Genomic DNA, 23,271 nt, shown 5'->3' with positions numbered 1-23,271 from the left:
GTGCGGGTGCTGGTGGTCAACGCGGGCTCGTCCAGCCTGAAGCTGCGGCTGCTGTCGGCCGACGACGAGGTGGAGCGCTCCGCCGACGTCGAGCCCGACCCCGACCGGTTGGGCGACGTGCTGGCGGACTGGCCCACCCCGGACGCCGTCGGCCACCGCGTGGTGCACGGCGGCACCCGCTTCACCGACCCCGTCGTGCTGGACGACCTGGTGCGGCAGGCGCTGGTCGACCTCACCGCGCTCGCCCCGCTGCACCAGCCGAAGTCGTTGGCGGGCCTGGACGCGGTGCACCGGCTGCTGCCGGACGTGCTGGCGGTCGCGTGCTTCGACACCGCGTTCCACACCACGATCCCCGCGGCGGCGGCCACGTACGCCGTGCCGCGGCGGTGGCGGGACCGGTACGCGATCCGCCGTTACGGCTTCCACGGCCTGTCGCACGCCTACTGCGCGCGGCGCGTCGCCGAACTGGTGTCGCCCGGCCCGCGGGTCGTCACCTGCCACCTGGGCGCGGGCGCGTCGCTGGCCGCGGTCGAGGACGGCCGCAGCGTCGACACCACCATGGGCTTCACCCCGTTGGAGGGCTTGGTGATGGCGACCAGGTCGGGCACGGTCGACCCCGGGCTGGTGCTGTGGCTGGAGGAGCACGAGAAGCTGTCGCCGCACGAGGTCGCGACCGCGCTGGAACGGGAGTCCGGGCTCACCGCGCTGGCCGGCACCGGCGACCTGCGCGAGATCGACGCGGCGGCGGCCGGCGGCGACCCGGACGCCGTGCTGGCCCTGGACGTCTACACGCACCGGTTGGTGGGCGGCGTCGCCGCGATGGCCGCCGCGCTGGGCGGGCTGGACGTCCTCGCGTTCACCGGCGGCGTCGGCGAGAAGTCGGCCACGGTGCGGCGGCGGGCCGCGCAACGGTTGGCGTTCCTGGGTGTCGCGGTCGACGAAGAGCGCAACGAGCAGGTGGACGGTGACGCGGACATCACCGGGCCCGGCGCGGCGGCGCGGACCCTCGTCGTCACCGCCCGCGAAGACCTGGAGATCGCGCGCGGCACGCGTGCCGCTCTCCGCGCCTGACCGCAATAGTGCGGGTGCGGTGCGTTTTCCTCGCCGTTGAGCGGATTGACACACCCCGTCGAGCCGGTGTTACGTGGCTCATCGCGTCCTGCGAAGGGGTGGGGGATGCCGGAACCGGGGGGACACTGGAGTTCCCGTTTTCGCTTGGTGCTCATCGCGATCATGCTGCTCCTCGGCATCGCGGTGACCATGGTGTCCACCATCCTGGTCACCGAGGTGGACAAGTCCTGGACGGCCGGCTCCGTGACCCGAGGTGTGCTCAGCGCGGTGCTGGTGCTGTTCTCCGGCGTCTACGTCAACCTGATGCTGGCCGGGATCGTCAAGGTCTGGCGCGACCCGGGGGCGGCGAACCGCTCCCTGGACAAGACGATCCGGGACGTCCGCGGCTGGTTGGGCGAGAAGACCAAGTGGATCGGGATCGCGCTGACCGTGGCCGCGATCGTCGCCACCGGCGTCGCCATGCGGCCGTCGCCACCGCCCGACACCGGCCTCGAAGAGGGCAAGCTGGTGATCATGACGGCGTTCGACGAGAGCGCGAACGACCCGCGCTTGATGCTCATCAAGCTGTGGAACCAGTTGCACCCGGCCAACCAGGTCGAGATCGTGTTCGTGTCCGGCGAACCCGACCAGCAGAACGCCCGGATGGTCAACGACGCCGAACCCGACGGCGCGCACGAGGCCGACGTGTACGTGCTCGACCTCGTGTGGATGGCGCAGTTCCGGGAGGAGGGCTACATCCGCGAGCTGGACCGGTCGACCCTGGCGGGGCTGGAGGACTTCGTGCCCAAGGTGCTCGGCACGTGCGTCCACGAGGGGAAGCTGTGGTGCCTGCCGCTCAACACCGACGTCGGCCTGCTGTACTACCGCACCGACCTGCCGCTCGCGGTCAAGCCCCCGACGAAGTGGGAGCAGTACTTCGGCGCGGAGGCGGCGGCAGCGGCGGCCGGCACGCCCCAGGTCGCCGCGGCGAACGCGGCACCGCTGGCCAACGAGGAGATCCTCACCGTCATGGCGCTGGAGGCCATGTGGGCGGCGGGCGGCAAGGCGTTCGGGGAGAACGGGGACGTCGCCCAGAACGAGGACAAGACCAGCGTGCGGCTCGGGGCCGGTGACGAGATCGGCCTGCGCGAGCTGACCGCCGCCGCCCACGACGACCGGATCGTGGTGAGCGCCGAGGCCCGGTCGACCACGGACGACGTGGCGGTCCGCACGTTCGCCGACGGGCGCACGCTCTACATGCGCAACTGGCCGGTCGCCCGCGACGGGCTGCGCGACCGGGTCGAGTTCGGCGTCGCCGCGCTGCCGACCGCCGGCGTGCTCGGCGGCCAGAACCTGGCGATCCGGGCGGGGACGGGCAAGCCGCGGGCCGCGCAGGCTTTGGTCGACTTCCTGACCAGCGCCGCCAGCCAGCTGATCCTGTCCGAGGTCGGTGGCTTCGCGCCCACCAGGCAGTCCGCCTACGACAACGCCAAGCGGCGCGACATGCAGGAGCTGCGCTCGGCCCTGGGCAACGCGCGCCTGCGACCCGTGACACCGCACTACGTGGAGTTCAGCCAGGTGTTCCGGGACGGCGTCGCCGAAGCGATCAACGACCGCAGCGGACGGCTGAAACCGGAGACGCTCCAGCGGTTGGCGAAGATCCTCAACCAGTGACCGGGCCGCCGACCGGCCTGCCGTCGCCGATGAACGGGTTGCGGCGGAAGACGAACCACGCGTACCACAGCAGCGCGAGGAACACCGCCGCGCCGCCGAACACCAGCACGCGCAGCTCGACCGGCGGCCGCGACACCAGGCTCAGCCCGACCGACAGCGCCGTCGTGCCCAGGCCAGTGCCGCACAACAGGCCGGTGGCCAGGTGGTAGGCCGGGCGGGAGTGCAGGTTCAGCCGCCACTCGTTGCGGCCGCGCACCCAGCTCTCCCAGTGCAGCACGTCCGACGCGGGCAGCGCGGAGCCCGACGGCACGTCGTCGGTCGGCCGCAGCAGGGCGTTCACCTTCCGCTCCAGCTCCCACAGGAACCACCGCGCCCGGCCCAGCCGCTGCACCTCGCCGAACCAGACGAACCACACGAACACCAGCAGCACCGGCGACAGGGCCAGGATGCCGGTCCGCACCGGCACGTTCGACCACGACGCCAGCAGCCCCGAGTAGATCACCGCGATCGCGGCCAACCCGTACGTCATCACGGTCTGCTGCGTCGACACCGCCGCCACCAGCTCGGCGCGGATGGCGTTGTACTCGCCGAGCAGGAACGCGAGCCGCGCCTGGGCCCGGTCGACGAACGGCTCCGGACGGCGTGACTTCCACGGACCCACGGCAGCTCCCCGGTGATCAGGCGACGGTGTCGAGGGCGGCCAGTCGCGAGCGGACCTCGAGCACCTCGGCGGTGCGGTGTTGCGAGTGGTACAGCTCCAGCGCCTGCTGCCAGGCCTCACGCGCTTGCTCGACCTGGCCCAGCGCGAGGTGCGCCTGCGCCAACAGGTCCAGCGTGTCGGCCTCCTCGCCGCGGTCGTTCAGGCTGCGCAGCACGGCGATCGCCTCGCGGAAGTGCTCGACCGCCCGCGCGTGGTCGCCGGTGCGGTGGGCGATGTGGCCGACGCTGCTCAGCGTGTACGCCTCGCCGTCGGCGTAACCGATCCGCCGGTGCAGGTCCAGCGCGGCCGTGCAGTACCGCGCGGCACGGGTCAGGTCGCCGAGCACCGCGTGGTACCAGCCGACGGAGTTGAGCACGTTCGCCTCGCGGGTCTGGTCGGCCAGCCCCCGGTAGAGCTCCAACGCCTCGTAGGCGTGCTCCAGCGCCCGCTCGCTGTCGCCCTGCTGGTCCCACGCGGCGGCGAACGCCTCGTGCGTGCGCGCCTGGCCCGCGACGTCACCGGCCCGGTGGAACTCCTCCAACGCCCGGTGCAGGTGCCGCAGCCCGTCGCGGTGCTCGCCGACGTCCAGCAGCGCCACGCCGAGCCGCCGGTGCGCGCGGGCCCGGTCGGCCGGGTCGTCCAGGTGCTCGACCGCGGCCACGGCGGTGCGCCACGTGGTGAGGTTGTCCCGGCGGCGGCGCTGCCGGTAGTGGAACGTGTGCAGCGCCCAGCCGAGCCGCCACGTCGTCGGGTGCCACCCGTGCCGCGCGGCCAGTTGCTGCGCCTGCATCAGGTTGGCGTGCTCGACCTCGAACCACGCCACCGCCCGGTCCAGGTCCGGCAGCGGGTGCGGCGTGACGCCGGTGAGCGGGTCGGCGAGCTCGATCGGCGGCCGGTACGGGTCGAGCACCCGGTCACCGGAGTACGCGGTGTGCAGGTAGAAGTCCAGCAGCCGGGCCGACGCCTCGTGGCGCACCGGTTCGGCCAGGTCGCGCGCCGCCTGCTCGGCCGCGTACAGCCGCACCAGGTCGTGCATCCGGTAGCGGCCCGGGGTGTGCTCCTGGACCAGGCTCTCCGCCTCCAGGTCGCGCAGTCGCACCCGCGCTTCGGCGGTGGACGTGCCGATGAGCGCCGCCGCGGCCGGCAACCCGATGTCCGGACCCGGCGCGAGGCCCAAGAGCCCGAACGCGGTGGCGGTGCGCTCGGCCAACGCCCGGTAGGACCAGGAGAACACGGCCCGCAGGTTGGCCTCGGCGTCGTCGATGTTGAGCGCGTCCAACCGGCTCGCGTGGTCGCGCAGCTCGTCGGCCAGGCTCGCCAACGAGAACTCGGGGTGGCTGGTCGCGCGGGCCGCCACGATGCCCAACGCCAGCGGCAGGCCCGCGCAGAACCCGACCAGCTCGTCCACCGCGGCCGGCTCGGCGGCCAGCCGGTCCGCGCCCAGGTGCCGGGCCAGCAGGTTGCGCGCCTCGTCGTCCGGCAGCACGTCCAGGTCGATCTGGTGCGCGCCGTGCGCGGTGACCAGGCGGGTCAGCCTGCGGCGGCTGGTGATCAGCACCGTGCACGTGGGGCTGCCCGGCAGCAGCGGCACGACCTGGGCGGTGTCGCGGGCGTTGTCCAGCACGACCAGCACCCGCCGGCCGGCGATCACGCTGCGGTACAGGCCGGCCTGCGCCTGCGGGTCGGCGGGGATGGTGGCCGGCGCGACGCCCATGGCCTCCAGGAAGCCGCGCACGGCCGCTTCCGGCGGCACCGGCGAGCCGGTCGGGTCGAAACCGCGCAGGTCGACGTGCAACTGGCCGTCCGGGAACAGGTGCAGGTTGCGGTGCGCCCAGTGCAGCGCCAACCACGTCTTGCCGATGCCGCCCGCGCCGCTGATCGCGGAGATCACCACGGCCGCGGGCTGCGCCGCGAGCGCCCTCGTGACGTGCTCCAACTCCCGCTCGCGACCGGCGAACCGGGCCGGGGGAGCGGGCAGCTGCCGCGCCACCGGCTCGTCCTGCGGCCCTTCCGCGGTGGCCATCGCCCACAACCGGTGCAGCTCGACCAGCTCCGCCTTCGTCGCGCCGCACGCGCGGGCGATCCGGGCCACCACCTCGAAGTGCTCGGGCACGGCCGAGCCCTGGCAGTAGCGGTGCAGGCCGGAGCTGCTCAGCCCGGTGCGCTCGCCCAACGCCCGGTAGCTCCGCCCGCTGCGCCCCTTCAGCTCGCCGAGCGCGCGTGCGAACACCTCCACGTGCGCCGATAACGCCATTCCCCCGCCCCCTCGATCACCCAGCGTCCCACAGCCCGTCCCACCGGTCCACGTCATCGCAGCTCACGGTGCCCACCCTGTCCCAGCGTCCCGCACCCCTCGTGCCGCCGCCCGCCGGTCGGCCATCGTTGACCGCGACGGACCAGTCGGCCCTGCGCTCGAGGGGGGACGTGAGGCCGGCCGGCCCGTCGACGGCACCCGAGGGGTGCGGACAAGGGGGCGTCCGGCCGCGTCGAACGTGACGCGGTCGGACGGGAACCGGGGTGTGGAGACGCCGAAAAGCTCCGCGTGCCGCCCGGTGGTGGTGGGCGGCACGCGGAGCCGGATGCGCCGTTCGGGTGGTCCGGTCAGGCGCGGGACGGCGAGGTCATCGCCGATTCGGGATTTTTATGAGGAAATCTCAGAGCAGGTCGACGAAGATCTTCGAGACGTCGATGTCGTCGATGATGTCGGCGTCGTTCAGGGCGTTCACCAGAGCGCTCTTGAAGACCAGGTTGTCCTCGACGTTCACGTCGTCGATGACGTCCTTGATGGTGACCTCGACCGCGTCCAGCTCGGCACCGTTGAGCACCTTGATGGTGTTGCCGCTGGCGACGTCGCCGATGGTGATCAGCGAGTCGTTCAGGTCGATCGGGAACTGCACGGTGGTGTTGATCGTGCACACGATGACGTTGACCAGGCCGGTCGGGTCGGAGTTGATGCACGACGCGTCGGGGACGGTGGTGGCCTGCGCGGCCGAGGTGCCGCCGAACACCATCGCGCCGGTCATGGCGGCCAGCGCGACACCCGAGGCAAGACGCTTCAACACGAGGTCTCCTTGGTGGTGGAATCCTTCTCTGCTTCGCCGGGATCGGCGATGGCACAAATAAAGCAGAAAACCCCGGTGACGCGCACCTGGTAAACCGGGAGGTCGGACGATCAGACGGCCGTGAATTGCTCCGATCGTCTCACCGGCCGGCGGATGAATTATCGGGGACAAATGGAAGTCGCTTCACCGATCGTGATCGACATTGCGCCGAGAGGGTGGCGGGTCGGCGCGGTGTTCACAGTGAAGGTGAGGCTCGCTCTCCATTGTTCCGGCCTGTTCCGCGCCGGCCGGCAGTCACTTCGTGACAACGTGCTCCGGCAGGGTGGCGAAAGGCGTTCAAACATGCCGTTGCGGCGAATTCGACCTTTGTCCCGTGCCCTGGGATGGAGTGTTCTGCGTCACTCCGGCGCGCTGTGCCGCAACGGCTGATGGCCGTGTCCCCCGATCGGCCGCGAACCGTCGGCGTCGGCCGAGGCCGGCTCCAGCGCGGCGGACAGCCGGGTCGGTTCCACCCCCGGCCCACGAACACGGCAGCCCGGCGACCGCGGCCGGCCAGCCCGCCGACGTCGACACCACGGTGCCGACGACCTGCCCGACCAGTGCGTTGCGCACCGAATCTTCGCTCGATCCCCGGGCGTACCAGCACCTCTAGCGCGGCATGATGCCGTGCAGGACGGTGGCGACCAGGGCGTCGAAGCGGGCGAAGACCTCCGGTTGGCCGATCAGGCCGGCGAAGGCGGGCAGGAACGCCGCGTGCGCGGCCAGTGCGTGCGTGACGAAGGCGTGCAGGTCCTCCGCCGGCGTGCCGGAGGTGTCGGGGTGGCCGATGCGCCGCTCCACCTCGCGGACGTGCTGGTGCAGGGCCAGCGCGAGCAGTTCCTCCTTGTCCGCGAAGTGGTTGTAGAGCACGCCGACCGCGACGTCGGCGGCGCGGGCGATGTCGCGGACCGTCAGGCCGGCCGTGCCGCGGTCGGCGATGAGGCGGGTGGCCGCGGCGATCAGGTGATCGCGCAGGCTCACCTCGCCGTCACGCAGTGCTGCTGCTCGTCGTGGTGCCATCGCGGTGCATCGTGTGTGGCGCCGGAGCCGTGCCCGACCGCCCGTCACGCCCTCGCCGTGACCAGCCGGGCGGTGCCGCGCAGGCGTACCGCGTCGCCGTCCGCGAACGGCGCGAGCGCGGCGGCCACGGCGTCCCGCGCACGGTCCACAGTGGACGGTGAGGCGTTGCGCAGGGCGAACCGCACCGGGCCCCAGCCCATGATGAACGCGGCCGCGTCGGCGACGTCACGGCCCCACACCTGCTCGGCCTCGACCGCCTCGGCCGCGACGTCGGTGAAGCCCGCGCCGGTGAGCACCCGGTCGATCACGGCCGGGTCCGACGGCGACAGCGGCCCGGTGTCGGCGGACACCGGCACCGGCGTGCCGCCGAACACCGCGAACACCTCCGCCAGGTCGCCGAGGTCGTGCATCGACAGGAACGCGAGCCGGCCGCCGGGTCGCAGCGCGCCGCGGATGTTGGCGAACGCCGCGACCGGGTCGGCGAAGAACATGACCCCGAACTGGCTGACCGCCACGTCGAACGCGTGCGGCGGGAACGGGAACACCTGCGCGTCGCCCTGCTGGTAGGTCAGGTTCGGCACGCCCGTCGCGGCCGCCCGCGCGCGGGCCGGCATCGGGCCGGACAGGTCGACGCCCAGGACGTGCGCGGCGCGTTGGGCGGCCAGCCAGGCGATCCGGCCGTTGCCGCAACCGACGTCCAGCACCCGGTGGTGGGGCGCGAGGGCGGCCGCGGCGAGCAGCATGTCGTTGAAACCGCTGTTCACGGCGTCGTAGCGGTCCTGGTACTCCGCCCAGTGGTGGCCCTCGTACCCGTTCCACGCCTCGGCCTGGTGGGTGTTGACGATCTTCGGCACAGCCGCCCCCTCGTTATGAACGTCTGTTCGTGAACAGCTGTTCATAACGCGGCGCGGTGTTGTCAAGAGCGGACGGTCATGACCTGCTCGGCGTGACCGTGACCAGGTACGGTCGTCGGCCGTGAAGGTTCCCGAGGCGTTGACGGCGTCCTACCACCGCACCGACTGGGGACGGGCGTGGCTGGCCGCGCTGCCCGACCGCACCGCCGACGCCCTCGACCGGTGGGAGCTGCGGCCGGACGGCCCGGTGGGCAGCGGCATGGCGTCGCTCGTGCTGCCGGTGGTGCGCGTCGACGGCACGCCCGCCGTGCTCAAGCTGCAACCGGTCACCGAGGACAACGCCGCCGCGCCGATCGGGCTGCGCACGTGGGACGGCGACGGCGCGGTGCGGCTGCTCGACCACGAGCCGGGCGCGATGCTGCTGGAACGGCTGGACGCGAGCCGTCCGCTGTCCTCGGTGGCCGACGACGAGGTGGCCATGGGCGTGCTGGCCGACCTGCTCGCGCGCCTGGTGGCCGTGCGGGCCCCGGCGGGCGTGCGTCGACTGGCCGACATCGCCGCGGACATGCTCGACCAGGTGCCGGCCGCGGAACCCGCGCTGCGCTCGCCCGCCGACCGGTCCCTGCTGCGGACCTGCGCGTCCGCCGTGGCCGAGGTGGTGGGCGAGGCGGGCGACCGGCTGCTGCACTGGGACCTGCACCACGACAACGTGCTGGCGGGCGCACGGGAACCGTGGCTGGCGATCGACCCGGAACCCTTGTCCGGCGATCCCGGCTTCGACCTGCTGCCCGCCCTGGACGGCCGCTGGGACACCGTGGTCGCCACGGGCGACGTCCCACGCACCACCCTGCGCCGCTTCGACCAACTGACCGCCGCGACAAACCTCGACCGCCCCCGCGCCACGGCCTGGACCCTGGCCCGCGTCCTGCAGAACGCCCTGTGGGACATCGAAGACGGCGAGACCGCCCTGAACCCGACCCAGGTCACCATCGCCCGGGTCCTGCTGGACCACCGGACCTGACTCACCGGACCCACAGCCGCCTCCCGGTCCTGGCGGCCAGTCCGAGCGGATCCCGGAGGTGTCAGGCCGGGGGTGGGTTGCCGCGAGGGCGTAGGCGGCCCATCGGCAGAGGTGGGGCCGGGAGGCGGTCGCCGGGATAGCCCTCGACGTGGCCGAAGCGGTCGGACTCGGCTTGCCACTGGGCGCGGAAGTGGGCGATCTCCTCGTGGCTGCGGCCGACGAAGTTCCACCACATGACCAGGTCCTCGCCCAGTGGTTCGCCGCCGAGCAGGACGACGCGGGCCGGTTCCTCGGTGGTGTTGGCCAGGTCCAGCGTCGTCACGCCCACGCCCACGTAGCCGAGGGTGCCGCGGGCCAGCGCCGTGCCGGCCAGCTCCACCGCGCCGACGTCGACCAGCACGCCGTGCTCGAACGCGGCGTCCACGTCCAACGCCAGCCGCGCGCCCGGCTCCAGCACCAGCTCCGCCCCCAACAGCGGCGTGAACGTGCGCACCGGCGACGTCCGACCGGCGAGCGTGCCCAGGAACACCCGGGCGGTGGCGCCGTCCAACGCCGCCGGCTCGGGCACGTGGTGCTGGAAGTCGCGCGGCGCGTCGCGGTGGGCGTCGGGCAGCGCGATCCACAGCTGCACGCCGTGCAGCACGGTCGTCTCCGGGGTCGACACCTCGGAGTGGCAGATCCCGTGCCCGGCGGTCATCAGGTTCAGCTCGCCCGGCCGCACCATCGCGTGCACGCCGAGGCTGTCGCGGTGCTCGATCTCGCCGCTGAACAGCCAGCTCGCCGTCTGCAGGCCGGTGTGCGGGTGCGGGGCGACGTCCATGCCCCCGCTGAGCGACACGTCGTCGGGCCCGTAGTGGTCGGCGAAGCACCACGCGCCGATCAGGGACCGCGACCGCTGCGGCAACGTGCGCCGCACCGTCATCGCCCGCGGTCCGCCCAGCGGCACGTCGCGGGGGGCGAGCACCTCGACCGCCGCGACGCCGGACGCGCTCTCGCAGATCAGCTCGGAAGGGTGGGTTTCCACGTTGCTCATCGCGGCCCCGTTCGGACGGTCATCCGACCATCCTAGAGCCGCTGGTACTCCTCCCACGTCCGCTTGGGCGTGACCACCGGCCCGTCGTCCGCGCCGCGGTCGGCCAGCCCGTTGAAGCCGAGGTAGTAGTCACCGGCCTGGTTGCGCGCCCCGGTGGACAGGTCCGGGTCGGCCAGCGCGATCGCGTGGATGTGGTAGTCGAAGCCCTGCGCGGGCGTGCGGACCCACGCGGCGAACCCGACCTGCCGCAGCACCCTGGCCACGGTCGTGCGGGTGGTCGCGGTCATGCCCGACACCGAGATGTCCAACGCGCCGCCGCCGTCGTGGGTGCCGGCCGAACCGGGCACGCCACCCGGGTTGTACGAGCCCTGCGTGATGCCCAGCGACCGGCCGAGCAACCGTTCCGCCTCGACCAGCATGGCCTTGGTGCGGGTGTTCATCAGCGCGCTGTGGTAGGTCACCCGGCTGCCCGCCGACACCACGCGCGTGACGGTGTAGGTCGTCTCGCCCAGCAGCCGCAACGACGTCGGACCGGGCATGCCGGACGCGTCGAGCCCGGTGTAGCCGAGCGAGCGCTGGTAGGCCGCGTAGGCGTCGATCGTGCGGGTGCCGAAGTGCCCGTCGACGTAGGTCGAGGCGAGGTGCCCCTTCGCCGCGAGCGCCTGTTCCACCAGCCGCACGCTGTCGCCGCTGCCCGGCGTGATCGCCGAGTCGGCCCGGCGCGGGTCGATCTGCGCGGCCTTGAGCACGGCCTCCATGTCCACCACGGGCAGGGCGAGGGCCTGCGGCGCGGCTGCCGCGGGCACCGCCAGGCCGACCAACCCGATCAGCGCACCGACCACCGCGACTCTGACGTTGACCACGTCCACCTCCGTCGACGACCAGGGAGCAAGTCAAGCGCGGCTCGGCGGTTCTTGGCAATAGTGGGTCGCAGTTGGTTGGAGATTGACGGACGTGCCGCGCTTCGCCCCGTGCGGGTTCGTGGAGTAGAGTCCGACTGGTTGGGGCACGAGCTGTCGGCACGAGGCCGGCGCGGTACCCGACCCAGTCCGGCCGCATCCCAGGGCCGGGGACGGGAGCACCGGCTTGTCGCCGGACCATCCGTTCACATCATCTACCCCTGACGCCCGCAGGCACGCCGGTCCGATCACCCACGCTCGCGACACGCGTGGTGCGGCCCTGCCGGCAGGGGAGGCGGGTTCGTCATGACGCAGACCAGACCTGGTCGTTCCCAGGGCGCGGCGGTCGGTTTCGCCGACGCCCGCGCCGCGGCCGACCGGGCCGAGACCGTCCAACGCCACCTGGCCGCCCGCACCGTCGCGGACAACTCGGTCGACGCGGACGACTGCCGCGAGCTGCTGCTGATGCTCGGGCTGCCCGATCCGGAACCGGCCGGGGCCCACTCGGGCGGCGGTCGCTGACACCACCGCGGCGGCCGGCGGCACGACCAGCCGTCGGCCGCGCCGCGGTCACCCGTGCCGGTGCAGTGCCGCCCGAACGGCACTCCGCGTGGACTCGGCCGTGTCCGGCACGGTCTCGGTCGCGGCGACCGGGACCGTCGTCCAGCCGCGGTCGCGCGCCATCTCCTTGAGCACGCCCAACCCGCGGCCCTGGTAGTCCACGAAGCTGGCCCGGTCCAGACCGCCGTACCCGGCGTGCAGGCCGAGCTCGGTGGGCCGGAAGTCGGCCCGCCGGTCGAACACGGCGGCCACGTCGGCGTCGAGCAGGACGACGTGGTCCGGCTCGCGGGCGCTCGCGAACACCGTCTCCAGGTCCTCGCGGCGGAAGCCCTGGCCGAGCAGCTTCGACCAGAACTTGTAGTACCAGCCGTCGACCACCACGTCGTGCCCGCTGTCCAGCACCGGCCCGATGACGCAGGTCGAGTGCGCGGTGAACCACGACGCCTGCAACGTCACCCAGAACGCGGCGTCCAGGTCGCGCGAGTCGCCGCTGTGCCACAGCACCCGTGACAGGTGCTCCATCACGGTGGCCGCGAACGGCGACGTGCCCGACGTGGCCCGGCGGGGCACGAACACCACCCCGGACGGCTCGCGGTCCGGCGCGGCCAGCCACTGCTCGTAGGTCAGGTCGGCGACCCGGCCGGCGAGCGTCGTCTTGCCGACGCCGTCGATGCCCTCCAGGGCCACGAACCTGCCCTTCACGACACCGCGTCCCCGTGCACCCGGCCCACCACCGCCTGGCGGCCCACCACCGACACCACCTCGTCCAGCCGGTCCGCGGGCACGGTGAACGCGTACACCGCGCCGTCGACCGGCACGTCGACCTCCACCGCGCACCCGGACCGCTCCGCGACCACCGCGCCGAGCCGGTCCACCCCGCCGTGCGCGCCCGCCGTGACCAGGCCACGCCGCGCGCACTCCAGCACCGACGCCGGCTCCGACGCGACCACGACCGCGTCACCCGGCCGCACCGGCGCACGCCGGACCACCCGGTCCGCCGGTCCCGCGCCCCACGCCGACCCGACCAGCTCCCACGGCCCGGTGCGCACGCCGCCCTCGGTCGGCTCCACGCCGTGGACCTCCAGCCGCGACCGCAGGCCGTGCCGGATCCACTCCACGGCCCCGTCCGGCGCGTCGTGCGGCACCGCCAGGTCCACCACGCACCCCGTCGGCCGCACGCCCGCCAGCACCACGTCCGCGCACACCGCGTCCGCACCGCGCCGCCCGTAGTCCTCGAACTCCTCACGGGTGACGGGAACCACGCCCACCGGCACACGCGTCACCGTGAGCACCACGGCCGACCCGCCGACGTTGACCACCACGGGTTCCGCGGGCGCTTCCGGGCCCGGCTCCACCCGCTCGACGACCCCGGCGTCGACCATCTCCCGGAACGGCGTCGTCACCCGCTCGACCGGCACGCCGACCCGCTCGCACAGCCCCCTGACCGTGCTCCGGCCGTCCAACCCGGTCCACAGCCACGTCGACCCGGACGGCACCGCCACCGTGCCCGCCGGGCCCTTGAGCGCGAGCTTGCCCGCCACCCGCCGCACCCGCACGTCCAGCCGCCGCCGCCACACCGAGCCCAGCACGTCAGCCATGCAGATCGACCTCCGCCATCACGGCACGGGTGTCGGCCACGGTCCGGCGCGCCCAGCGTTGAGCGCCCAGCGCGGGCAGGTCCGCCGTGGTCTGCACCTCCCAGAACCGCTCGTAGTCCAGCTCCACCGGTTTCGCGTCGCGCATCGCCCGCGCCCGCCACTTCGGGTTGCGGCTGAAGCACCGCCTGCCCGCCAGCAACCCGTCCACCGTGCGCAGGAACGCCTCCCGCGCCGAGATCACCGCGCTGTCGACGTCACCCACCTCGAGCTGCCCCAGACAGTCCTCGGCGAACGAGTCGGCGTAGGTGAAGTGCTCCTGGATCGTCATGAACCGGTGCGCCGAGCGGTCCAGCCGCTCCTGGACCTCGCGCAACCGCTCGTCCCCGGTGACCACCAGGGCGTGCGCGATCCGTTCCAGCAGCAGCCACTCGCGGATCGGCACCGAGTCGATGAAGTCGCCGCGCTTGGCCACCTCCCACGACACCTTGTCGAACAGCTTCTCCAGCTTGTCCGCGGAGATGGCGTGGATGTCCACCACCGGCCGGTTCCCCGCCGCCGGCACCACGACCGACGCGTCACGCGGCGCGCCCAGCACGTAGGCGTCCACGTCGCTGCCCGGGTTGCTCCAGCCCCGCGCGATCGACCCGCCGATGAACACGCAGTCGCCGCCCAGCTCCCGCTCGTGGACGACCTCGGCCACCCACTCCCAGCTCACGACGCCGCCCCCACCAGGCTCGGCCGCAGCACCAGGTACCCGGTTTCCACGCACAGGTCCAGGTACTCCGCGACCTCGTCCACCGCGATGCCGGCGACCTCGACCAGCTCCGCCACCGTCCGCGTGCCGTCGACCGCCCGCAAAAACCGCACCCAGCCCGGCGCGAGCGCCTCGTCCACGGTGTGCGTGACCGCCAGGTCTTTGATCAGCAACCACGTCCCGTCGGCCTCGTCGCGCGCGAACCGCGCACCCGACCCGAACGCGATCACCGACGTCGGCCGCACCTCGACCCCGCCCAGCGCCTCGTCCACCGCGTCCCGGTCGGCCGGCACGGACTTCGCCAGCAACGTCACCCGCTCGGGCCGGAACGGCTCACGCTCACCGCGCGCCAGCACGTCCAAGAGCCCGAGGTTGACCACCCGCAACGGGATCTGCGGGTGCAGCGGCGAGCGGCCCGCCTTCAGCGCGGCCACCGTGCGGCGCAACGCGTCACCGTCGACGTACTCGGCCATCCTCGGCCCGGACAACGCCTCCTCGACCAGCGCCATCCCGTCCCGGTTCAGCGCGTCCACCACGAGCCCGTGCGCGAAGTGGGCCGTGCGGCCGTTGAAGAACGGCTTCTTCTCCCGCCGCGCCACCGGGTCCGGCAGCACGTCGCGCACCGCCTCGCGCGCCATCCACTTGTCCCACAACAGCCGCTCGCGCATCGACACCGGCACGCTGGTGGACAGGTCGACCAGCCGCCGGTCCAGGAACGGCACCCGCGCCTCGACCCCGCTGCCCGCCGCGTTGCGGTCCTCGTGCCAGCAGTTGTACTGCTGCACGTCACGCCACTTCCACCGCAGGAAGTCGGCGTAGGAGTCGACACCGCGCGGGTCGTCGGCCAACGCGGGCAGCGTCAGCAGCAACGGGGCCTTCTGCGTCAGCCAGGGCGCGAACTCCGGCCGCACCACCCGGGCCACGGCGAGCCGGTCGAGGTTGGCCTCGAACCGCCGCCAGCCGCCGCCCATCGACAGCAGGTCGGAGTAGCCGCCGTTGAACTCGTCCGCGCCCGAGCCGAGCAGCGTCGCCTTCATCCCCGGCCGCAACGCCTTGGCCACCCGGTACAGGCTGTACTTGTAGTACTGCTCCGGGCCCGTCAGCGGCGTCTCCATCAGCCACAGCAGGTTCTTCCAGTCCGCCGGGGACGGCACCGCGCCCGGCGGCAGCGCGGCGACCGTGTTCGGGATGCCCAGGTGCTCGGCGACCTGCCGCGCGTGCCCGACGTCGCCGTTGAGGACGGTGGCCTGCGTGGCCACGGTGAACGTGTGCAGGGGCTGGCCGAGCTTCGCCGCGATGGCCGCGATGGCGGCCGAGTCCACGCCGCCGCTGAGGAACAGCCCCAGCTCCACCTCCGCCATCAACGAGTCCTCGACCGAGCTCCACAGCAGCTCCCGGTACCGCGACACGTACTCGGCGGCGCTGGGCGCGTCGGCCTCGTCCAGCGGCCCGCCGGGCTGCCAGTACCGGTGCACGTCCGTGCGGCCGGTGGCCAGGTCGATGGTGACCACGGTGCCGCCGGCGACCTTGCGCACGCCCCGGAACCACGTGTTGACCTCGCCGGTGCTCATCGCGGAGAAGTTGCTCAGGCCCTGCTCGGCGAGCCCGCCGACCCAGTCGACCTCGCGCGGGACGTCCGGGTGGTCGAACAGCACCTTGATCTCGGAGCCGAACACCACCGCGTCACCGGCGAACGCGTAGAACATCGGCTTGCAGGCGAACGGGTCGGTCGCCAGCACCAGCCGGTTGCGCCTCTTGTCGTGCAACGCCAGCGCGAAGATCCCGCGCACGCCGTCCACGAAGTCCAGCCCGTGCTCCTCGTACAGCCCGATCAGAACCTCGCAGTCGGACTTGGTGCGCGGCCGGAAGCCGGGCAGCGTCCGCTCCAGCTCCTCGTGGTTGTACACCTCGCCGTTGGCGATCAGCACGACCTGCTCGTCCGGGCCGACCAGCGGCTGGTTGCCGCTGTCCACGCCGACCAGCGACAGCCGGGTGAACGCGAACGACACCGCGTCGTCCAGGCGCAGGTTCACGTCGTCGGGGCCGCGGTGCTCCACCGTGGCGAGCATGCGTTCCAGCAACGGCCTGGTCGTGCGCGGCAGGGTGGACCCACCCAGCGCGGCGACGCCACCCAGTCCACACATGGAAATCCTCTCCTGGATGTCGGCGGGCGGCACCGGCGCACGTGCCGGTGCCGCCCGATGGGTCACGCGACGACGGCGAAGAGCGCCTCGACGTCGACGACCTCCTCGGTCTTGGTCGGCTGCATGTGGTTCACCCCCTTTGCGGGTCGGCTGCTCCCGGCCGTCCTGCGCGCGGCCGGCGGTAGGTGTGCCCGGGATTCAGGCGGCGGGCAGGCCCGCGTCCTCGAACGCGTGCCGCACCGCGGTGTCGGCCAGCGCCCCGGCGGCCTCGAACGCCCGCACGGCGGACTCCGCCACCCGCGCCCGCTGCCCGGCCACCCGCTCGTCACCCATGGTCTCGGCCACGACGAGCGCGGCCTGGTCCTCGGTCAGCCCTGCCTCGACCAGGTCGGCCGCGACGGGGTCGAGGTCGGGGCGCAGGAAGATGTCGATCAGCGTCGGCACCAGCGCGCCCACCTCGACGCGGTCCTCGGCCGACAGCGCCGACCACACCTCGGCCAGCACCGCCGAGAAGTACCGGTGGTGCCTGGCCTCGTCCGACGCGTGGTCCCGCACCGCGTCGCGCAGGCCGGACGGCGCCTCGCGGGCCCGTGGCAACTGCGACAACGTGCCCGTGATCAAGGTTTCCGACACGCCGACGAACACCAGCTCCAGCAACGCGGTCCGGCCGGGCGGTGCCTGGGCGACCAGCTCCGCGAACGCGACCGCGAACCCCGGCGGTCGGCGGCGTTCGGGCACACCCGACCGTTCCTCGGACTGCATCAGCAGGTCGGTGGCCACCAGCGCGTGGTATGCCTCGTCGGTGTAGACGCGCATCGCGTCCAGCTTCATCCGCGCCGGCAGGTCCAACCCGTAGCCGTGCGACGCGAGCGCCAGCGCCACCGGGTTGACGTACTTGGTCTCCAGCTCGATGGTGAACCTGAGGTAGCGGTGCAAATGTCGCAATTGGACGGTTCTGAAGTCCTGCGGGGACAACGCCCGCACCAGGGGGTGGTCCGCCACCGCCATCAGCTCGCTCGGGAAGTACGGGCCCTCCTCGGCCTCCACCAGCCGACGCGGCGCGCGGCGCACCGAAGCCCGCTCGTCCCACCGGTCGAACGGCGACCGGTAGTCGACTTCCCCGCCGTCGCGGCGCAGCAGTTCGGCCAACGGGCACGCGCTCAACGCCGTGCAGCCGAGGAACATGCCGACCGAGCCGCACACGTCAGGCTCTCGGAGCGGCGCAGGCCGGGCGGGAAGTCCTCAATGCACTGTTCATCCGATCCCCCTGTCGACGCGCGTCCCCAAACGCACGCCGGCCCACGGTGCCACAAGAACCGGTTCCGGGCAACGACTTCCGGCGACTGCCTCGAACCGCTTCGGTATTCCACATCGCGTGTCCCAGGACCACTCGACGATGGATTGAAAACCTCCCCGCGGCAGGCACTATGGTCCGTCGGTATGCGCGTGCACGAGCCAGTGGAGAAGCGGGAGGCGGCCCGCCGGTTCTGGCGTTGGTGGAGCGCGCTCACGGTCAGCTCGGCCGGTGACGCGGTCACCACGGTCGCGCTGCCGCTCGTCGCGGTCACCGCGCTGGGCGCGTCCACGTTCGAGGCGAGCCTGGTCGTGGCGGCCCGGTTCGCCGCGTGGGCGTTGATCGGCCTGCCGGCCGGCGTGGTGGTCGAGCGCTTTCCGTTGCGGCAGACGCAGATCGCGATGGACGTCCTGCGCGCGGTCGTGCTGGCGTCCGTGCCGATCGCGGCCCTGCTGGACGCGTTGACGCTGGCGCACGTGGTGCTGGTGTCGGCGGCGGTCGGCTTCGCGGGCGTGTTCTTCGACATCGCCAACGCCTCGTTCCTGCCGTCGATCGTGCCGGAGGACGAGCTGACCGCCCGCAACAGCGTCACGTCCAGCTCCATCGCCGCGACCCAGCTCGGCGGCCCCGCGGCGGGCGGCCTGCTGATCCAGGCCGTCGGCGCGGTCGCGGCCGTCGTGGTGGACGTGCTCAGCTACCTGGTCTCGGCCGTGCTGCTGACCGGCCTGCCCTCGCCGCCGCCACGACCCCGTCCCGACGAGGGCCGCGGCTCGCTGTGGTCCATGATCGGCGTCGGCCTGCGCTACGTGGCGCGCCACCCGGTGATGCGGCCGTCGGTCCTGGCCGCCACGATCGTCAACTTCGGCGCGGGCGGCATCCTCGCCCTCACCGCGCCCTACCTGGTGACCGCGCTGGGCTTCGGCCCCGAGTGGGTCGGCTTCGCCCTGGCCGCCGAAGGCGCGGGCAGCCTGGCGGGTGCGGCCCTCGCCCCGATCACGGCTCGCTGGTGGGGCAGCGCCCGCACCACCGTGGTGGTCGCCCTGTTCGGCGCGGCGACCGTGCTGCTGATGCCGTTGGCCGGTCCGGGTTGGCGGGTGGCGTTGTTCCTGGTCGGCAACGGCCTGTTCGCCGGGGCGGTCGTGCTCATGAGCGTGCTGTGGCGGACCCACCGCCAGACCGTGACGCCGCCGGACCTGCTGCCGCGCGTCCTGGCGACCGTCCGCTTCGTCTCGTGGAGCGCGTTCCCGGTCGGCTCCCTCGCCGCCGGTGGCGTGGCGACGCTGGTGAGCGACCACACCGCCCTCTGGCTGTCCTGCGCGGTGGTGTGCGTGGTGCCGGTCGTCCTGCTCACCAGCCGGGTCCGGTCCCTGCGCGACCTCGTCGACGATCGACCTAACTCGTCCGGGTGAGTTGTGCGGCGGAACGCATCAACCGCGCCGGGCCACGGGTAGCCAACACCCGGAAGTGTCCACCAGGGACACCCGAGGAGGTTCGAGCGCAGATGGGCATCGGCGACAAGTTCGACGAGCTGAAGGACAAGGCCAAGGACGCTCTCGGCCAGCACGGCGACAAGGCGGACCAGGGCATCGACAAGGCGGGCCAGTTCGTCGACGAGCGGACCGGCGGCCAGCACTCCGAGCACATCCAGACCGGGACCGACAAGGCCAAGGAAGGTCTGGACCGATTCCGCGAACAGCAGTAGGGCCATGACCGAGGGCCGCCCTCGACCGGGGGCGGCCCTTCCACGTCATCGAGTGCCCCACCCCTACGGGCCGGTCCCTGCCCGTCGGGGGTTCCTCAGGCGTCGAGCTCGGCCCACACGACCTTGCCGTCGGCGGTCGGGTCGGAACCCCACGACCGGCTCAGGGCCGCCACGATGATCAGCCCGCGCCCCCGTGCCGAGTCGACCTGGACGGGCCTGGGCTGCGGCAACGCGGATGACTGGTCCGCCACCTCGATCCGCAGGCCGGACTCCGTCCGCGTGACCGTGAGCCCCACCGGGCCCGTCGCGTGGTCCACGGCGTTGGACACCAGCTCGGTCACCACCAGGGCGGCGTCGTCGGCGGCGTCCGCCGACAGCCCCCAAGCCGCCGCCGCGTCACCCACCACCTGCCGGGCACGCGCCGACGAGCCCGCTTCGGCGGGCAGCGTCACGGCCACCGGCACCGCTGGCTCGTTGCGCACATCCGCTCCCCGTTGATCGGCCTTCACCGCATCGTCGCACATCCTCCACGCGCGCCACCGAGCGGTCGCGCCGACCGGTGCCCTGGCGGCGCTCGACGGCACCTCGGTGACCGGCGCGCCTGACGGGGTACCTGCAGTCGACACCGGTGGTGGCTAGGCTCGGGCCTCATGGAGTTGCAGGTGCGCAGTGAGGTCCGAGGCGACTGGACGGTCGTCGCGGTGTCGGGCGAACTGGACGCGGACACCGTCCCCGTGCTGTCCGACTGCCTCGAGGAGAGCCAGGGCGCCCGCGTGGTCGTCGACCTGAGCGGCGTGCCGTTCATGGACACCACGGGCCTGTCCCTGATGCTCGACTGGCACCGCAGACTGGCCGGCGAGGGCGGCCAGTTCCGGATGGCCTCGATGCAGCCGTCGGTGCACAAGCTGTTCCGCTTGACCGAGCTGACCGAGGTCATGCACATCCACGACACGGTCGAAGCCGCCACGGCCTGATCCCGGACACCCGTGACGAAGATCTCGCCACCCCCCTTCCCCCGCGCGGGGGAGGAGCGCCCAACGGACCCGCCACCAGCCCACCGAGGCCCGATTTGACATGGGTTCGGGTGCTTTGGCCTGCCTGGAGTGCCCGTACGGGCCCCATGTCAAATCGAGCCGGAAGCAAGCACAGCCAACCGCCCCGGACCTAACCCAACCCTCAATCCCTCAATCCTGCTCAACCCCCAAATAAAACGCGATCAACCGCAACAGGTGCTCCGTGTCCACCGGCTTCGTCACATAATCCGTGGCCCCCGACGCGAGCGACTTCTCCCGGTCACCCTTCATCGCCTTCGCCGTCACCGCGATCACCGGCAGATCGGCGTACCGCGACATCGCCCGGATCGCCGCCATCGTGGCGTTGCCGTCCAACTCCGGCATCATGATGTCCATCAGCACCAGCGTCACGTCGTCGTACTGCTCCAACGCCCGCACCCCGGTGATCCCGTTGTCCGCGTAGATGACCTGAAGCCCGTGCAGTTCCAGCACGCTCGTCAACGCGAACACGTTCCGCAAATCGTCGTCGACGATCAGCACCTTCTCGCCGTGGAACCGCATCGGCGCGGGCGGCAGGTCCGACGGGGGCACGACCGACTGCGGCGACTCGTCGGCGGGGGTAAGCAGCTCCGGCACGGACTCCGGCTCGACCTCGACCTGCGGCACCATGCTCTGCTCGCCCAGCGGCAGGTACAGCGTGAACGTCGACCCGAGGCCCGGTTCGGACCGCACGTCCAGCCGACCGTCGAGCAGCGCGGCCAGCTCCCGGCTGATCGACAACCCCAGCCCGGTGCCGCCGTACTTGCGCGACGTCGTGCCGTCGGCCTGCTGGAACGCCTCGAAGATCACCGACAGCTTGTCGGACGGGATGCCGATGCCGGTGTCCTGCACGTCGAACGCCACGGAACCGTCACCCACCCGGATCCGCAGCTTGATCTCGCCGTCGTGGGTGAACTTCACCGCGTTCGACAGCAGGTTGCGCAGGATCTGCTGCAACCGGTGCTCGTCGGTGTGCAGGGTGGTCGGCACGTCCGGCTCCACGACGACCTCGAACGCGAGCCCCTTCTCCGCGGCCAGCGGCGTGGTCATCGCCTCGACGTACCCGACGATGTCGGTGACCCGCACCGAGTCGGTCTGCACCTGCATGTGCCCGGCTTCGACCTTGGTCAGGTCCAGGATGTCGTCGATCAGTTGCAGCAGGTCCGTGCCCGACGAGTGGATGGTCTTGGCGAACTCGACCTGCTTGGGGTTGAGGTTCCCGTCGAGGTTGTCGGCCAGCAGCTTGGCCAGGATCAGCAGGCTGTTCAACGGCGTGCGCAGCTCGTGCGACATGTTCGCCATGAACTCCGACTTGTACTTCGACGCCGATGAAAGCTGCCGCGCCCGCGCCTCCAGCTCCACCGAGCCCGCCCGCAGCTCCTCGGTCAGCCGCTGCGACTCCACCAGCAGGCTGTCGGTCCGGGCGTTGGCGAGCATGGTGTTCAGGTTGACGCCGATGTTCTCCTTGAGCTGGTCCAGCAGGTCCAGGTGCACCTCGGTGAACTCGCCGAACGACCCCAGCTCGATCACCCCGAGCGTCTCGCCCTGGAACACGATCGGCAGGATCACCAGGTTCGCGGGCGGTGCCGCGCCCAGGCCCGAGCCGACCTCCACGTACCCCGGCGGCACGTCGGTGACCAGCAGCGTCTTCTTCTCCACCGCGACCTGTCCGATCAACGACTCGCCGCGCACGAACCGCGTGGGCCGCCCGCCGCGCGGCACGTACCCGTAGGACGCCGTGAGGTCCAGCGCGTTCGACTCGGGGTCGACCAGGAAGAACGCGCCGTGCTGCGCCGACACCAGCGGCGTCAGCTCGCTGATCACCAGCGACGCCATGGCGTTGAGGTCGCGGTGCCCCTGCATCTGGCCGGACAGCCTGGCCAGGTTCGTCTTCAACCAGTCCTGCTCCTGGTTGGCCCGGGTGGACGCGCGCAGGTTGCCGATCATCCGGTTGATGTTGTCCTTGAGCTCGGCGACCTCGCCGGACGCCTCGACGGTGATCTGCCGGGTCAGGTCGCCCGCCGTCACCGCCGTGGCCACCACCGCGATCGCGCGCACCTGCCGGGTCAGGTTCCCGGCCAGCTCGTTGACGTTCTCGGTCAGCCGCTTCCAGGTGCCGGAGACGCCTTCCACCTCGGCCTGGCCGCCGAGCTTGCCCTCGGTGCCGACCTCGCGCGCCACGCGCGTGACTTCCTGGGCGAACGACGACAGCTGGTCGACCATCGTGTTGATGGTGGTCTTGAGCTCCAGGATCTCGCCGCGCGCGTCGACGTCGATCTTCTTGGACAGGTCGCCCAGCGCGACCGCCGTCGTGACCTGGGCGATGTTGCGGACCTGCGAGGTCAGGTTGTTCGCCATGAAGTTGACGTTCTCGGTGAGGTCCTTCCAGGTGCCCGCCACGTTCGGCACGCGGGCCTGGCCGCCCAGGATGCCCTCCGTGCCGACCTCGCGGGACACGCGCGTGACCTCGTCGGCGAAGGCGCGCAGGGTGTCGACCATGCCGTTGATCGTGTCGGCCAGGGCCGCGACCTCGCCCTTCGCCTCGACCGCGATCTTCTTGGACAGGTCGCCGCCCGCGACCGCCGTCGCCACCGCCGCGATGGACCTGACCTGCGTGGACAGGTTGTCGGCCATGACGTTGACGTTGTCGGTGAGATCCTTCCAGGTGCCCGCCACCCCCGGCACCCGCGCCTGACCGCCGAGCCGCCCGTCCGTGCCGACCTCGCGGGCCACGCGCGTGACCTCGTCCGCGAAGGACGACAGCTGGTCGACCATGGTGTTGATGGTCGACTTGAGCTCCAGGATCTCGCCCCG

The 23,271-nt window shown here is 72.2% G+C and carries 21 protein-coding genes; 7 read left to right on the top strand and 14 right to left on the bottom strand.

Translation table 11 applies throughout. The annotated features are described in order from the left end of the window. Both LZG04_RS41040 and LZG04_RS41035 read left to right on the top strand, forming a co-directional pair. Complete coding sequence (locus LZG04_RS41040) at nucleotides 1–1,071, top strand: acetate/propionate family kinase (protein WP_233827369.1); 1,071 nt, start codon at nucleotides 1–3, stop codon at nucleotides 1,069–1,071. Nucleotides 1,072–1,218: 147 nt separating this feature from the next. Continuing rightward, the gene (locus tag LZG04_RS41035; protein ID WP_233827377.1) at nucleotides 1,219–2,724 is read left to right on the top strand and encodes an extracellular solute-binding protein; all 1,506 of its coding nucleotides are present in this window, start codon (nucleotides 1,219–1,221) and stop codon (nucleotides 2,722–2,724) included. On the opposite strand, the gene LZG04_RS41030 is transcribed toward LZG04_RS41035, so the two are convergent. The 5 genes from LZG04_RS41030 to LZG04_RS41010 form a co-directional block, all read right to left on the bottom strand. Continuing rightward, nucleotides 2,714–3,385 carry a hypothetical protein gene (locus tag LZG04_RS41030; RefSeq protein WP_233827368.1) on the bottom strand — a complete coding sequence of 224 codons (672 nt, stop codon included), beginning with the start codon at nucleotides 3,383–3,385 and terminating at the stop codon, nucleotides 2,714–2,716. The two genes, LZG04_RS41035 and LZG04_RS41030, sit on opposite strands and share 11 nt — an antisense overlap. A 16-nt stretch (nucleotides 3,386–3,401) precedes the next feature. Further along, a complete protein-coding gene (locus LZG04_RS41025) occupies nucleotides 3,402–5,678 on the bottom strand; it encodes a tetratricopeptide repeat protein (protein ID WP_233827367.1) in 2,277 nt (758 codons plus the stop codon). A gap of 400 nt (nucleotides 5,679–6,078) precedes the next feature. Then, nucleotides 6,079–6,486, bottom strand: coding sequence for a hypothetical protein (locus LZG04_RS41020; protein WP_233827366.1), 408 nt, complete (start codon nucleotides 6,484–6,486; stop codon nucleotides 6,079–6,081). Nucleotides 6,487–7,134: 648 nt separating this feature from the next. After that, a complete protein-coding gene (locus tag LZG04_RS41015) occupies nucleotides 7,135–7,545 on the bottom strand; it encodes a TetR/AcrR family transcriptional regulator (protein ID WP_233827365.1) in 411 nt (136 codons plus the stop codon). 44 nt (nucleotides 7,546–7,589) lie between these two features. Continuing rightward, nucleotides 7,590–8,399 carry a class I SAM-dependent methyltransferase gene (locus tag LZG04_RS41010; RefSeq protein WP_233827364.1) on the bottom strand — a complete coding sequence of 270 codons (810 nt, stop codon included), beginning with the start codon at nucleotides 8,397–8,399 and terminating at the stop codon, nucleotides 7,590–7,592. 121 nt (nucleotides 8,400–8,520) lie between these two features. On the opposite strand from LZG04_RS41010, the gene LZG04_RS41005 reads away from it, so the two are divergent. Further along, nucleotides 8,521–9,420, top strand: coding sequence for an aminoglycoside phosphotransferase family protein (locus tag LZG04_RS41005; protein ID WP_233827363.1), 900 nt, complete (start codon nucleotides 8,521–8,523; stop codon nucleotides 9,418–9,420). Nucleotides 9,421–9,481: 61 nt separating this feature from the next. Here LZG04_RS41005 and LZG04_RS41000 read toward each other — a convergent pair whose 3' ends face one another. Beyond that, the gene (locus tag LZG04_RS41000; RefSeq protein ID WP_233827362.1) at nucleotides 9,482–10,453 is read right to left on the bottom strand and encodes a pirin family protein; all 972 of its coding nucleotides are present in this window, start codon (nucleotides 10,451–10,453) and stop codon (nucleotides 9,482–9,484) included. Nucleotides 10,454–10,485: 32 nt separating this feature from the next. Beyond that, nucleotides 10,486–11,316, bottom strand: a complete 831-nt coding sequence (locus LZG04_RS40995) for a peptidoglycan-binding protein (RefSeq protein ID WP_374202996.1) — start codon at nucleotides 11,314–11,316, stop codon at nucleotides 10,486–10,488. A 342-nt stretch (nucleotides 11,317–11,658) separates the two neighbouring features. Between LZG04_RS40995 and LZG04_RS40990 the strand changes: the two genes are divergently transcribed. Then, nucleotides 11,659–11,874 carry a hypothetical protein gene (locus tag LZG04_RS40990; RefSeq protein WP_233827361.1) on the top strand — a complete coding sequence of 72 codons (216 nt, stop codon included), beginning with the start codon at nucleotides 11,659–11,661 and terminating at the stop codon, nucleotides 11,872–11,874. Nucleotides 11,875–11,922: 48 nt separating this feature from the next. Here LZG04_RS40990 and LZG04_RS40985 read toward each other — a convergent pair whose 3' ends face one another. The 5 genes from LZG04_RS40985 to LZG04_RS40965 form a co-directional block, all read right to left on the bottom strand. Next, nucleotides 11,923–12,615 (bottom strand): hypothetical protein, encoded by a 693-nt coding sequence (locus LZG04_RS40985; protein ID WP_233827360.1) that lies wholly within the window; start codon nucleotides 12,613–12,615, stop codon nucleotides 11,923–11,925. Continuing rightward, nucleotides 12,612–13,511: a hypothetical protein gene (locus tag LZG04_RS40980; RefSeq protein ID WP_233827359.1), complete on the bottom strand. Its 900-nt coding sequence runs from the start codon at nucleotides 13,509–13,511 to the stop codon at nucleotides 12,612–12,614. The genes LZG04_RS40985 and LZG04_RS40980 overlap by 4 nt, the downstream gene beginning before the upstream one ends. Further along, nucleotides 13,504–14,226 (bottom strand): hypothetical protein, encoded by a 723-nt coding sequence (locus LZG04_RS40975; RefSeq protein WP_233827358.1) that lies wholly within the window; start codon nucleotides 14,224–14,226, stop codon nucleotides 13,504–13,506. Before LZG04_RS40975 ends, LZG04_RS40980 begins: the two co-directional genes overlap by 8 nt. Beyond that, a complete protein-coding gene (gene asnB / locus LZG04_RS40970; RefSeq protein ID WP_233827357.1) occupies nucleotides 14,223–16,409 on the bottom strand; it encodes an asparagine synthase (glutamine-hydrolyzing) in 2,187 nt (728 codons plus the stop codon). The genes LZG04_RS40975 and asnB overlap by 4 nt, the downstream gene beginning before the upstream one ends. Before the next feature lie 198 nt (nucleotides 16,410–16,607). Continuing rightward, the gene (locus tag LZG04_RS40965; protein ID WP_233827356.1) at nucleotides 16,608–17,612 is read right to left on the bottom strand and encodes a diiron oxygenase; all 1,005 of its coding nucleotides are present in this window, start codon (nucleotides 17,610–17,612) and stop codon (nucleotides 16,608–16,610) included. 237 nt (nucleotides 17,613–17,849) lie between these two features. Between LZG04_RS40965 and LZG04_RS40960 the strand changes: the two genes are divergently transcribed. Both LZG04_RS40960 and LZG04_RS40955 read left to right on the top strand, forming a co-directional pair. Beyond that, entirely contained in the window at nucleotides 17,850–19,112 is a 1,263-nt protein-coding gene (locus tag LZG04_RS40960) for an MFS transporter (protein ID WP_233827355.1), read from the top strand. A gap of 92 nt (nucleotides 19,113–19,204) precedes the next feature. Next, entirely contained in the window at nucleotides 19,205–19,405 is a 201-nt protein-coding gene (locus LZG04_RS40955; RefSeq protein WP_141976088.1) for an antitoxin, read from the top strand. A 95-nt stretch (nucleotides 19,406–19,500) separates the two neighbouring features. Here the strand turns inward: LZG04_RS40955 and LZG04_RS40950 are convergent, their stop codons facing one another. Further along, complete coding sequence (locus tag LZG04_RS40950; RefSeq protein WP_233827354.1) at nucleotides 19,501–19,887, bottom strand: ATP-binding protein; 387 nt, start codon at nucleotides 19,885–19,887, stop codon at nucleotides 19,501–19,503. Nucleotides 19,888–20,055: 168 nt separating this feature from the next. Here LZG04_RS40950 and LZG04_RS40945 point away from each other — a divergent pair, with 168 nt between their 5' ends. Then, complete coding sequence (locus LZG04_RS40945) at nucleotides 20,056–20,379, top strand: STAS domain-containing protein (RefSeq protein ID WP_233827353.1); 324 nt, start codon at nucleotides 20,056–20,058, stop codon at nucleotides 20,377–20,379. Between the two features lie 210 nt (nucleotides 20,380–20,589). On the opposite strand, the gene LZG04_RS40940 is transcribed toward LZG04_RS40945, so the two are convergent. Continuing rightward, nucleotides 20,590–23,271 (bottom strand): ATP-binding protein (locus LZG04_RS40940; protein WP_233827352.1); only part of this gene is annotated, 2,682 nt, incomplete at its 5' end.

Source organism: Saccharothrix sp. S26 (assembly GCF_021390395.1).
In the GTDB taxonomy this organism is placed as follows: Bacteria; Actinomycetota; Actinomycetes; order Mycobacteriales; family Pseudonocardiaceae; genus Actinosynnema.
Note: the sequence above shows the minus strand (reverse complement) of the source record. Positions and strands in the feature narration are given on the sequence as shown.